General features: G+C 44.1%; 11 protein-coding genes. 4 read left to right on the forward strand and 7 right to left on the reverse strand.

Annotated features, from left to right (window positions below):
- Positions 1-135: 135 nt before the first annotated feature.
- The gene (locus QUB08_RS22215; protein ID WP_333227174.1) at positions 136-258 is read left to right on the forward strand and encodes a hypothetical protein; all 123 of its coding nucleotides are present in this window, start codon (positions 136-138) and stop codon (positions 256-258) included.
- Positions 259-278: 20 nt separating this feature from the next.
- Here the strand turns inward: QUB08_RS22215 and QUB08_RS22220 are convergent, their stop codons facing one another.
- The gene (locus QUB08_RS22220) at positions 279-2,153 is read right to left on the reverse strand and encodes an ATP-binding protein (RefSeq protein ID WP_333227176.1); all 1,875 of its coding nucleotides are present in this window, start codon (positions 2,151-2,153) and stop codon (positions 279-281) included.
- Positions 2,154-2,541: 388 nt separating this feature from the next.
- Here QUB08_RS22220 and QUB08_RS22225 point away from each other — a divergent pair, with 388 nt between their 5' ends.
- Positions 2,542-2,946, forward strand: a complete 405-nt coding sequence (locus QUB08_RS22225) for a hypothetical protein (RefSeq protein ID WP_333227178.1) — start codon at positions 2,542-2,544, stop codon at positions 2,944-2,946.
- Between the two features lie 172 nt (positions 2,947-3,118).
- On the opposite strand, the gene QUB08_RS22230 is transcribed toward QUB08_RS22225, so the two are convergent.
- Entirely contained in the window at positions 3,119-4,216 is a 1,098-nt protein-coding gene (locus QUB08_RS22230; RefSeq protein ID WP_333227180.1) for an ATP-binding protein, read from the reverse strand.
- 219 nt (positions 4,217-4,435) lie between these two features.
- Between QUB08_RS22230 and QUB08_RS22235 the strand changes: the two genes are divergently transcribed.
- A complete protein-coding gene (locus QUB08_RS22235) occupies positions 4,436-4,783 on the forward strand; it encodes a hypothetical protein (protein WP_333227182.1) in 348 nt (115 codons plus the stop codon).
- Positions 4,784-5,100: 317 nt separating this feature from the next.
- On the opposite strand, the gene QUB08_RS22240 is transcribed toward QUB08_RS22235, so the two are convergent.
- From QUB08_RS22240 to QUB08_RS22255, 4 genes are all read right to left on the reverse strand, one after another.
- The gene (locus QUB08_RS22240; protein WP_333227184.1) at positions 5,101-5,379 is read right to left on the reverse strand and encodes a hypothetical protein; all 279 of its coding nucleotides are present in this window, start codon (positions 5,377-5,379) and stop codon (positions 5,101-5,103) included.
- A complete protein-coding gene (locus tag QUB08_RS22245; protein ID WP_190735918.1) occupies positions 5,342-5,701 on the reverse strand; it encodes a DUF6972 family protein in 360 nt (119 codons plus the stop codon). Before QUB08_RS22245 ends, QUB08_RS22240 begins: the two co-directional genes overlap by 38 nt.
- Positions 5,702-5,859: 158 nt before the next feature.
- Positions 5,860-7,131 carry an FAD-dependent hydroxylase gene (locus QUB08_RS22250; RefSeq protein WP_333227186.1) on the reverse strand — a complete coding sequence of 424 codons (1,272 nt, stop codon included), beginning with the start codon at positions 7,129-7,131 and terminating at the stop codon, positions 5,860-5,862.
- 219 nt (positions 7,132-7,350) lie between these two features.
- Positions 7,351-10,806: a PAS domain S-box protein gene (locus tag QUB08_RS22255; RefSeq protein ID WP_333227188.1), complete on the reverse strand. Its 3,456-nt coding sequence runs from the start codon at positions 10,804-10,806 to the stop codon at positions 7,351-7,353.
- Between the two features lie 398 nt (positions 10,807-11,204).
- Here QUB08_RS22255 and QUB08_RS22260 point away from each other — a divergent pair, with 398 nt between their 5' ends.
- Positions 11,205-11,372, forward strand: a complete 168-nt coding sequence (locus QUB08_RS22260; RefSeq protein WP_333227191.1) for a hypothetical protein — start codon at positions 11,205-11,207, stop codon at positions 11,370-11,372.
- Between the two features lie 27 nt (positions 11,373-11,399).
- Here QUB08_RS22260 and QUB08_RS22265 read toward each other — a convergent pair whose 3' ends face one another.
- Positions 11,400-12,530 (reverse strand): serine/threonine-protein kinase, encoded by a 1,131-nt coding sequence (locus QUB08_RS22265; RefSeq protein ID WP_333227192.1) that lies wholly within the window; start codon positions 12,528-12,530, stop codon positions 11,400-11,402.
- Positions 12,531-12,740 lie beyond the last annotated feature (210 nt).

Raw genomic sequence — 12,740 nt, forward strand, 5'->3', positions numbered from 1 at the left:
CCCAGTAATCTCTTCAGGCTTGAATTTTTAAATTTTATAACCATCAATTCTATTTAAAGACCTGCGGAATGTGGGTTTAATATCCGGGATTTTCAGGTTTTAGCTCAGCGTTATCCCGAACATGGTGGCATCATTTTGGCTGCTCAAAACAGTTGGACATTATCTAGTCTAATTGCTTCGCTCGATCGCCTGCTTTCAGAAACACAAGCTGCTGATTGGAAAGGGCAAGTCCGCTGGCTTAATCAGTGGCGAACCTAATCAGGACTTAAGCAAGCACACTATACATTTATCGACAGCACCCAATGGCGAAATAGTTCGACAATAATGCACCACTTGCCATCAATTTCCAAAACTACATCGTGACGTATCAAAGAGTTAAGTGCGGGCTGTAAATTTGTCTCGTTCATGCCAGTAATTTCAGGTAGCGTGTTGATATCGAGTCCTTCTGGGTGAGGTGCGATCGCTCTTAATATCTCTTGCTGTCCGGGAGCACCCCGCGCCGCCTGACCCCAAACACCATCGAAGTAGTAGCGTCCCCGCTGAAAGAATTCATGGTCATTAATGACTGCCGTCACATCTTCTACTGTAAAGACCGGATCGCGAGAATTTCCCATGTCAAAAACTTGCTCATTGTAGTGGCGAACTAGCTGAAATCCCACTAGCTGAACTAAATAAGGCTGTCCAGCAGTCCAAGCATAGATTACAGATAACGCTTCTGGCGCGTAGTCAAGAAGAAAATCTTCATGGGGATTAGCAAGAATCTGGCGGGTAGCTGCACTTTCCATGAAGCTAACGTTGATATTAATAAAGCTAGCGAAGAAAGGGTGGGAGTAATCCCCAGTCATCTCGTCTAAAGTATGCAAACCAGCCAACGCAAAAGCTATTTTAGGACTCATTTGTACCATCCCGCGCAGAACCTCCATAAAGTCACTGTCAATCTTTCCCTTCTCAATCAGTTTTTCAATCTTCTCAAACTCATCTAAAGCAATAATCAAACCCGTTTCACTCAGATTTGCCTCTACTTGTTTCAAATAGCGCTCAAAAGTACGATAGGGAAGATTCAGCAAATCCGCATCGGCAGGAGGTGGAAGGTTGACAGCATCAGAAATTTCATCGGTAATTGCCATCAGCACGTCTCCAACTCCTTGAGGACTATCTCCCAATCGCAATAGATTGACATAGGCTACTTTTACCTGTGAACCTAGGGAATTAGCCACGTTAAGCAGAATAGAAGTTTTGCCCATGCGTCGATGACCGTAGATAACCACAGACTGAAGTTGGTGACTCAATATCCACACTTCTTTGAGCTGTTTGAGTATATCCTCTCGTCCAACAAACAGGTTGCCCTCAACAGGGTCGCCAACTACGTAGGGATTACGCACTCGCTCAGTAATAGAAACGTTCCCAACCTCACTAGCTACATCTAATATCGCTTGCGACCAATTCCAGGCAATTTTTGTAACTATTGCTCGCTCTGGTTGAGGTACAGCATCAGGTTGATCCCGCAATTTTTTAAGTTCTCCTAAAGCATGGCTAAGAGCGAAGGCTCTGGCAGAACGAGACGAACTCTTTTGAATAACTCGAATATCCCTTATAATCTCATACAAACTAGCGATCGCTCTCCAAGTATCCCCACGCAGCGGTTCTTTAGGAAAAACATATATCGATAGCGCAGCAATATCATTCAACTTTAGAGTCTCCTGATAGATAGACATAATTACACTTATCATCAACATTTCTTCTCCATAAAGTAGAGACCGCACCGCATCAAATACTTCCATTGCAGCGCCTAGCGACTGCTCGTGCAAATGCAAGAAACCACGGGCAACAGCACGAGCATGAGGCTCAAATTTAATAAAGTTTGTATCCATAGAACCTGAAATCAAACGCACCAATTCCCATTTGTAAGGATGATCTGTTAAATGTGCTATACGATAGACAACTTGCTCTGGTTGCTCACCAAGAACTTGGTTTAAAGCTTGAATTACAGGAATGAACTGGAGAGTATAAGTATAAATTTCATAAGCATTATGTATTCCTGTCTCCCAATCTTGTCGCAGCCATTCTTTTAATTGCTCTGTGAGATAGGGATTAGGCAGGACAGTTACACGAGGAAACAGCAAGTCTAGATGATTTTTATAGGACTTACGCATTTCAAAGACATAATCATATGGCGATTCTTGAGACAGGGGAAGATGGGGAGATGAAGAAATCAGAAAATCAGAATATCCAGAATATCGGGAACAAAACTGATTACTCAAAACCCTTGGGCTGCTGTTTTCTTTAACTCTGTGCGTAAGTTTTATTTTAAATAATGTTTGGCTGATTGGTAATGTAAAAAACCAGTTATCTGGGCGCAGCAATCCGATAAATGAACCAATTACACAACTGAGAAAAAAAAGTGCGCGAACTAACAGGCTTTTTAGAAAGACAAAAAAATCTGTAACTTTGAACTCGATTGGCAGATACAAGCAAAGCATTAATGACATTAATAACACTCCACCAATAACTAATATAATAGCTAAGTCATTCACCTCTAAAATGGCTAGTGTCGCAATACCTCCTACACCCAACCACATACCGGCTAATATACCTAAAATCCAGATAACTCCAAGGTTAGTAGAGGCTTCTTTTATAGCACTGACAGTAAAAATTGCCAGATTACAATTCAAGCTTAAAAAAATGATTATTGTTAGATATTTGGCTGTTCTCAATTTAAAATCTGACAAGAATATATCTTTCTCAATTAGTACAGATGCCAACGTTATGAGACACAAAAAAATAGTCACGAAAAAGCTGACTGATATATATTCAGCATCTACTGAACAATTAATCAATGTAATAATTACACTCCAAGTCAATAGTGTAAGGAATATGACTACGATTACTTGTATAAGTAGCCCAGTTATTATGGGATTAAGAAATAATCCTGAATCTTTTTTATAATTTTTGTAGCGTTCTGAAATAGATACTCTACTGTAGACGTACCACCGCAAGGCTTGGGGAAAGAAAAACACCCAGTATAACAATCGCAAGTAATCGAGGGGTTTTGATAATGAAAGAGAACCCTTGATTTTAGGAGCTAAGTCTAAACGGGGAACGTCGGTGTTGCGCTCGCTCATTTTACATCCTCCATATATCGCGCATATTTTTGATAGCACAACTGCATCAGTCGTCGTGGATGACCGCCACTTTCTTGTACTAGCTGGCTGATTTCCTCTTCAGTAAAACGCACCGAAGTCCTAGTAAGACGAGCTTGAATAAAGGCACAGGCAATTGCTTCATCCCAAGGCTTGATATTCTCTTCTTGGCAAATACCCGCAAGGGGAGATGTGTTCCCTTCATCCTGACTGTCATTAAAGAGTTTATCGAGGGGTTTGCTAGCAGCTACAATCAGTTTTAAAGGTGCATTTTGTCCCTCTGCTAAACCCCGCAAGTTATCTCTCACTTCATGGGTAAAACCTTCCCGAGTCATCTTTCCTACATTATCTATAGCCAGCAGCACTCTATGCTTTTTCAAAGCACGATAGAGGCTATGTCCATCGCTTTTAGGGATGCCAACTTCTTCACATAAAGCTGTGTAGAAGTCATCTTCATCTCGGACTCCATTTAGGTCTAAGTAAATTGGCTGGCGTCGCGAGAATAGGAGATTTTCAGCCTGTTGACAAATAGCCGATAACAGAGAAGACTTCCCGATGCCTTCTTCTCCTATTAAAGCTACGCTGTCATTGCTGTTAAGAACCTCGAATACTCGCCTCATTTCCCGTTCTCTGCCGAAAAACAGTTGCGGGTCGTCAACTTTACCAGTCTGAGGAATAAAAGGGTTATCAGAAATAGTAGGGATGCGATCGCCTGTACTGAATGCACTCCCTTGACTTGATCGCCATTTTTCATACTGCGGTTTCAGCCAATCTCGAAATGCAGCATCTTTCACCGGACTACTTCTGTCGTTACAACCCAAAAAACCTTCCCCGTTTTCTTTTGGGCAGAAAAGCTTATATATCGTGCACATTTGCCGCTGAACAGTCTCAGGGTTGCTCGGAATGTTAGAATTTTCTTCTGCGAACGCTTCCTCTGCAACCTCTTTGTTACTCTTTACCGTATTTTCATCGGGAAACCTAGCCAGAAGAATAGCTTTGTGTGTCCGGCTCAAACCATAATCAGTAACTATCTTTAATATTAAAAAGCTTTGCCATAAGTTAACAGTCTCAGTCATGCCAACCCCTCTCAGAACTTGGTCTCCCTCTTGTTGAGTTTACCATCACTAGCGCATAATAGGAATATTTTTCCGGTTGAGCCAAACATCGGAAAAATTTTTCCGATTCTTTTTCATATACCGGAAATAATTTTCTGCGACATTTTTGAAAGTAGCTTATAAGCTGTTATTTAGTGGTAAGCATTCCACCGCAAACTTTGAAAAACTCAGGAGATAAATATGACACAACTAATTGAGTACATCCAGACAGCTAAAGAATTTGCTGATACTTATGGCATAGCACATCTAGAGCGGCTGCTGGCATTAGCTGAAACTGTCCCCAATTCTCCGAAAGCTCTACCATCGACTTTTACAGTTATGTCTAATACAATTTTGGAGGAAGTGGAAATGGCTGGATTTCATCTTAACCCTTGGCTAAAGACTTTGATTCTAAGTAACAATGTTGAAGTAGTTCGAGATGCGATCGCTGTAGTTGAGGAAAATCGCCGCCGGGGAATAGTGCGGAACGGCGAAGGGCTGTTAGTACAAGCTATCCGCAACCAATGGAAACCCCATATTTCAGCTTAAAAAAGTGCAAAAATTTGGGGAAAAACCCGGTTTCTTAGATTGTGCGATCGCCCAGAAACCGGGTTTTTGCCAGCATACTTCCTAACATTGCAAAGATTGAGGAAAAAACCCGGTTTCTTCGATCGTGCGAGTAGCGAGAAACCTCGGTTAGCCCGATAGTCCGCCAGGGGTTGAAACCCCTGTCTCATAGCAAAAGTCCTCTTAAAGAGGACTAAAGAGTTTTTCATTTTTATCTCGGATTTTCAGTCGGTTTCAACCGACTTTCGCTATTAGCCAGGGGTTTAAACCCCTGGCGGATGTGGCGACACCACTTTATTTTATACTTCTCGTAAAATGCGACTATTCAAACGCTCATATTCATCCTCTAGCAGCCACATTTTAGCCGCTTCGTAATTGTCACTAGAAAAAATAACTTTATAATTTTGTGCCGGGTTGTGAATGCAAAATTTTCCTGAAATTTCCTTGACTAACATCAGGATATAAGGAGGAGATATCAGAGTATCCGCCCAGATTTCCGCAAACTCCCACTCAGTCTCTTGCTCGGATTCTTGACTAATTTTAGTAGCTTGTGCGGGGTCTTGTGCGAGGTATGACATGGTATTTACCTGTAGTTTTTTTAATCTTTATTTCACCGTAATTTAGTGGTATCTGAGTCCCGTCTGCTTTTAGTATATAACCAATTGGTTCTGAAAAGTACAATCCATAGCGTTCATAATTGTCCTCTACATCGTCCTCTCCTGTGCGTTCTCCTCTTAGCTTAATTTCTGCGGCCACTCTTTCCATTGTTTCTCTATCATTAAAGAGATGGACGATTCCTTCGCTTTCAAATTCACTTTGGGCTTTTTGGGTTCCGGGGAGATGTTTATCAATGAGACTGGTTCGAGTTTCTAGAGTAATTTCACGGTCAATTCCACTCATAGCTCTGTTCTATCTTAATTATATACCATTCATCCATGAATTTAGTTTAGTCTTGGAACCACGGGTGGCCAGAAACCGGGTTTTTGGGACTGACTTGGTGACAGTGCAAAGATTTGGAAAAAAACCCGGTTTCTTTGATGGTGGGTGGGTGTACAAACCTAATTTTTCGCTAATTCCGGCGGCCGGCCCATTAAACCGGTCATCAAGCGCAAAGCTAAAAACCTCACTGGGGGAATTGTCCGCAAACACCACAATCCAAAGCGGCGAAATGCTACAATTGGCAGCCAAGTATTAGAAAATAATCTGTCTAGAAAATCGGTAAATCCTAACACGATTAAATTCTCTTTTTTGCGCCAGTTGTGATACCGTTTCAATACTCGCAAATCGCCGATGTCTTCGCCTTTTTGGTGCGCTTGCTGCAAGATTTGGGCGATCGCCCCTGCGTCTCGAATGCCCATATTTAATCCCTGGCCGCCCACGGGATGGCAGCAGTGGGCGGCGTCGCCAATTAGTGCTAATCTGGGCAAAACGTAGCGATCGCTCTGCATTAACTGCACTGGAAACAAAAAGCGATCGCTCTCCAATTCCAAACGCCCCAAAAGCCCGCCCGTGCGCTGTTCCAACAAAGTCAAAAACTCTGTTTCATCCATTTGTTGCAAAGCTTTTGCTTCCGCGTGGGGTGCTGTCCAAACTACTTGACAGCGGTTCCCAGGTAATGGTAAGACTCCCATCGGGCCGCTCGGCCAAAAGCGCTCAAAAGCGATATCATTGTGCGGTTTTTCTGCTTTAATGGTGATAGCAACGCAGGATTGCCAGTATTTCCAGCCGCGAGTGCTGATGTTGGCTTCGGTGCGGATGCGCGATCGCGAACCGTCGGCGGCGACTAATAATTTGGTGCGAATAGTCCGAGTTTCGCCGTTTTGTTTGACTTCTATTTCGGCGCAATCGGTTAAATATTTTACCTCGACTACTTCCGCCGGACAAACCCAACTAAAATTCGGGTTTTTTGCCAAACATTCTTGCAAAGCTGACAGCATGACTCGGTGCTCGCCAACGTAACCTAAAGCTGCTTTTGGTACGGGCAATTTGCCAGTATTTCCCAAATCTGGGCGGTGGAATTCCACGACGCCTGGATAGTCGCCGTCGCAGAGGCTAATTTGCTCGAAGGTGGTAATTTGCGGCAAGATTTGCTGCCACACGCCGATACCTTCTAAGATCATTCCTGATAGCAGGGTGATTGCATAGGCTTGTTTTTTGGCTGCGGCGGCGGCGGGAAGTTGGGTTTCAATTATAGCGATTTTTAAGCCGGAATCTTTTAAGGCGCTGGCTAAGGTGGCCCCGACTATGCCGCCTCCGACGATGGCTATGTCAAAGTCGAGTGTCTGTGTTTCGGTGGAGGCTGTGGTGGGAGAAAGTTGGTTTACAGGCATTTTCAAGGGATTTTGTCAAAGTTAATTGGATTGTTACTTTGTTATTGTAAAGAATTATTTCGATTTAGGGCGATCGAGCGACGGAGACGGGAGATGGGGAGACGGCGAGATGGGGAGACGTTGAGAAATTTATGATTAATGACAACCATCAACGATCAACTGCCCACTATCAACTGCCAACAGTCAACAGTCAACAGTCAACAGTCAACAGTCAACAGTCTAATGACTCATGACCATTTCCTTGGTGTTTTCGGTAGCCAGCGCTGATACTTCCTGGCAAAGGGGAATCTCGATGACAAACTCTGCACCTTCCCCAGGGGCAGAAATACACTGCAATTTGCCTCGGTGTTTTTCAACTATAATCTGATAGCTGATTGACAATCCCAAGCCTGTACCTTTCCCGACGGGTTTAGTAGTAAAAAATGGGTCGAATAACTTGCCAATAAATTCTTGATTGATTCCCATCCCGTTGTCGGCAATCCGAATTGTTACTGTTTCTGAGTTCGCACTGGTGCTAATCCGAATTAGGTTGTGGCGAGAAGATATTTCTTGTGAAGAATGAGTGCTGTTGTACTCTTCGAGGGCGTCGATCGCATTTACTAAAAGATTCATAAATACTTGATTGAGCTGACCTACATAGCACTCGACTTTTGGGAAATTGCCGTATTCTTTGATAATCTCAATAGCGGGACGAAGTACATTAGCTTTGATCCGGTGCTGCAAAATTAGCAAAGTGCTTTCGATTCCTTCGTGAATATCTACTCGCTTCATCTGCGATTCGTCCAGTCTGGAAAAGTTGCGTAAGGATACAACTAAGTCGCGGATGCGATCGGCTCCTACTTTCATTGATTCCAAAATCTTCGTAAAGTCTTCCATTAAGTAATCAACTTCAATATCTTCGGCTGCTTCTACAATTTCTGGGACGGGATTTGGGTATTTTTCCTGGTAAAGGTGGAGCAAACCGAGTAAGTCTGTGGCGTATTGGCTGGCGTGGGTGATGTTGCCGTAAATGAAGTTAATGGGATTGTTGATTTCGTGGGCGACGCCGGCGACTAGCTGCCCGAGAGAAGAGATTTTTTCGGTTTGGATGAGTTGAGTTTGAGCTTGGTGCAACTCGTGGACAGCTTTTTCGAGTTCGGCTGCTTGCGATCGATACTGTCCCTCGGACTGCTTGAGTGCTTCCAAAACTTGGACTCGATCGCTAATGTCGGTGTGAGTTCCCACCCACTCGCGAATACTGCCGTCGGCGGCCAAAAGGGGGACGCCCCGCACCCAGAAGTGTCTGTAGCTGCCGTCGGCGGCCCGCAACCGATGCTCGACTTCGTAGAGACTTTTTGTTTCTATGGCCCGCATCCAAGCTTGAATTGTGCGATCGCGGTCTTCTGGGTGCACTGCTTCTATCCAGTTGTCCTTCTCTTTCCAACTCATGCCCGTATAAGCTATCCAATCAGGCTGAGGCTTGTCGAAGATTCCGCTAGCGTTGGTCGTCCAAACCATCTGTGCGGTGGCCATTGCCAGCGATCGATATCTTTCCTCACTCAGACGCACAAATTCTTCGGCTTCTCGGCTGGCTGTCACGTCGCGCAAAATTGCTGTGAATATGATTTCGCCTGCCACTTCGAGTTTGGAAATAGAAGCTTCGGCGGGAAATTCCGTACCATCTCGGCGGCGGGCGAAAATTTCTTTGCGGTTGCCCATTGTTCGGGCTTGTTTAACGCCTCCGAAACTGCTGACGTGGTGACTGTGAGGGGTGGCAAAAGCTTCTGGCAACAGCAGGCTCAGGGATTGCCCGATCGCCTCAGCAGCCGTCCACCCAAAAATCCGTTCTGCACCTTGGTTGAACAGGATAATTTTTTGGTCAGCATCCACAGAAATAATCGCGTCCTCGGCAATTTCTAAAATGCCGGCGAAACGAGCTTGAGACAGTTGCAGCGCCTGTTCAGCTTGTTTGCGATCGCTGATGTCGCGGGCGATCGTCGAAATGTATGCGAGTTGGCCACCCGGTGCGGAGTGGGAGATGATGACTTGGCTGACGGGAAGTTCGAGTCCCGATCCTGACACGAAGGCTGTTTCTCCACTCCAAAAGCCCTCGGAAACAGCGGTGGCGATCGCTTGTTTCAAAGTGCTGCGGGCTGAAGCTGCCGTGAATTCTGCAACTTGTCGGTTGGATATATCTTCATTTTCGCCTATACCCACCATTTTTCTGCCTGCTTTGTTGATGTAAATGGCGCGTCCTTCGAGGTTGTAGATACCTACAAAATCCGGGGTCGCTTCCAGAATTGCTGCCAAACTTCTGTTGGCGATTTCGGCTTGTTTGCTCTCAGTAATATCCCGCGCGATGCTAACTATACCGCTGATCTTTCCTAACCCGTCCCGGTAAGCACTTTTTGTAGAAAGAAATATCCTCAAATTTCCTTTGACTGGCAGCTCTTCTTCGATAGCTTCCGTTGTTCCCGCTGCCATAATTGGGCGATCGGTTTTTATAATATTGCCCGCAATTTCCGGCGGAAATAACTCGCTGTCATCTCTGCCGATAATGTCGTCTACAGACTTGCCAATTATACTGGCTCCTGCAGCATTAAGCATTAGGTAACGTCCCTGAATATCTTTGACAAATAGGGCGGCGGGCGTACTGTTGATGACTGCCATCAACAGGTTATAGTTTTTTTGAAGCGCCTGCTTTGTTGTTTGAGAGTCAAAAATTTGCTCCTGCAATTGCTCATTGGCGAGTTGCAGTTGGAGAGTCCGTTTCTCAACTTGAGTTTCTAAGTCTAATTTAGCTTTCCTCAGTCCCAGTTCCGCTCGATAGCGCTTCCGGTCTGCGCTGCAGAGAGTTTTGGCATTCTGCCAAATCAGAACTGTAAAAATAATCACGTTCAATACGCTTAACAGCGATATCCCTACCTCCGGCGTGTAGGCTTGTAACCGATCTCCCAATAGGATGAAATAACCCACTAAAGGCGGGATAATGATTGCCCGTGGCAACAAGCGCCTCGCCATGATGCCGCCCGCGCGATCGCTCGTCATTACTGCTATCAATCCTCGCTCTGGACTGGCAAATAAAATGCCGAAGCTCAGCAACATAAATGCTGCAGACGTGTGCAAAGCCATCCCTGTATTATTGCCAATTTTGTAAAATAAAGCTTTGTCGTAGAGGTAGCCTATCAATCCCGTAAATGCAATTAAAAATGCACAACAGCTTAAGATTTGAATCCGCAGGTATTTAGGCCGACGTTCTGACAGCCGCAGCAGCGCTGTTCCCAGCAATAAAAAAGCACCAGCAGTATTCGGTGCCATGCGTCCTGGTGTTCCGGTGATTGTCAAGGTGTAACTTTCTTTAAATAGCAGTTGGTCGATGCCTAAGTCTAAATTAAAGCTATATTGAGCTAGGGTTAAGAGGCTAATTAATATAATTAAAAATGAGGATACTAAAATTAATTTTTTGTAATTTTTGTGAGACTTTCTTGCTGTTAATTTGGCGCGCCTGCTCTGTTGGATGAATAGAGCAAACCCGCCCAAAATAAAGCATACCGCAGTATTGGCTTTCATCGTCACGAGTCCGGGCAGAAGGCTTTTTAAGAGTTGCACATCGAATATCCAACCCAAAATGACTGTACAGCCGATCGCCATTACTGCAATACTCGCTTTTTTGGAAAAAGACTGGACTGCAGCCATTCGGGTTGAGGGCCTTTGCAGTTGTTGTGATCGTTCAAAAACTTCCAATTTCTCGATCCCTCTAATTATTTGTTTTCTACGTATTTAAGGTAACAATAAACACTCTAGTGATATTGTTGCCCGCTATACAAAGCTGCTTAAAATTTTCTCAAAGCTGCTAATCATAAAATATGAATTATTTTATCTAACTTTAGAGAGATAGTCAACTGAAGATTGAAGGCTCTTATGTAGAAGGCATTCGGCAGAATTAAATAATTTTTGTTGCTGGCAAAATTTAAAATAATTCCTTGTTCCTTGTTCCTTGTGCCTTCGATTTCGGAAATTGGGGCCCGATTCATCGGCAAGACGAAGTGTTGTTACTCAGTACATCGAGGGATAATGGTAGCGGATGAATCACTATGCAACAAGATCGCTCGCATTGTAAACCGGCTGCTGTGGCTGTGGGAAATGCGATCGGCACAACAGATAAGACTCGGCGGTTGAAACCGCTACTACACAAACTTTCGTCCCAGCAGAGAGGGACTAAAGAGGGGATATTAAAGTCGGATTTGGTAACGGTCAACTGACAACACTCAACTGACAACTGACAACACTCAACTAACTCCCAACTTTTGAAGTGCTTCCAAAGCTTCGGTTGCTGACGGGTAACGCTGGGGGAAAGCGTACAACACCATCTGGTCTAAAACGCGAGCAAACTCCGGGGTGACAGTTGCATTTTTCTGCCAGATGAGATTGCCTAAATTATCAACTCTGAGTTGTTTCGGGCGCATCCCTGTCAAGGCTTGAATCCCGATAATCCCGACAGCATAGATGTCGCTGCAAAATTTCGGTGAGCCGATGGCTTGTTCGGGAGGAATATAATCTTGCTGAGTACCGCCGCGCGATCGCGTTTGGCCAGTGCTATTGTGCGAGGTGTTGATTTCTTTAACTGCGCCAAAGTCAATTAATACAATTTTGCCATCTGATGTCCGCCTGATTAAGTTTTGAGGGTGAACGTCGCGGTGAATTACATCTTGTTTGTGAACGAATACCAGCACTTCCAAGATATCTTTCAACAAAGCAATAACCTGATGTTCTTCCCAGGGTTGACCTTCGATTAGTTCTTGATACAAGGGTTGCCCTTCGATGAATTGATAGACTAAATAAAAATATCCATCTTCTTCAAAGCGAGCTAACAATTCTGGTATCCGATCGTGTTGGCCCAATCGATATAAAACCCGCGTTTCTCGATCGAATAGGTGACCGGTTCTCTCAGACTGGCTTTTCAGGCGCTTGACGAGGCACAAAGGTCGATCGGGCAAATTTTCATCTTCAGCCAGATAGGTATCGCTGTACTCCGTGTTCACCAAATGTTCTCTAATTCGGTAACGCATCCGCAGCAGCTTTTGCAACATCGGATCGACAGAATTAGCTGGTTGTGTGCCTTTTTGTACAGATCTCATGATGCAGTCCCAAAGATTTGCTCCGACTACTCTTTCTTCTTGTCCAATAATTTCTGCTTGCTTGAGTACCTTGGTGAGGTCTTTCCACAAGTTGTAGCCGACGTAGCGCCCTAGGTAGCCCACTGTGTACCCGCGGGCGATCGGATCGTTTTGCTGAATTTCTTGGTACGTTAAACCCCCTACAACGCCTCGAATTATCGACTGCTCTAATCGAGTTAGGTGTTCTCCTGTTTGTTGGTATACGAAATTCTCTAAGAAATTAATGGCTTCTTCTACTGTCATAGCTTCATGGCTTAAGTTACTGGTGCAGCAGCTACACACTGGGTTTTTATATTTATGTTATAGACCGTTTACTTTAAATTTACTAGGTTTTTAAAGAGCTGAAATATATCTTAATAAATCGAAATTTTATGAATCAAAATTGTGATTTTTATGAAATTAATTTACTTGACAAATTGTTAATGTGTTAATTTGAATTTACTAATTTTGATC

The organism is Microcoleus sp. BR0-C5 (assembly GCF_036705045.1).
Classification (GTDB): Bacteria; Cyanobacteriota; Cyanobacteriia; order Cyanobacteriales; family Microcoleaceae; genus Microcoleus.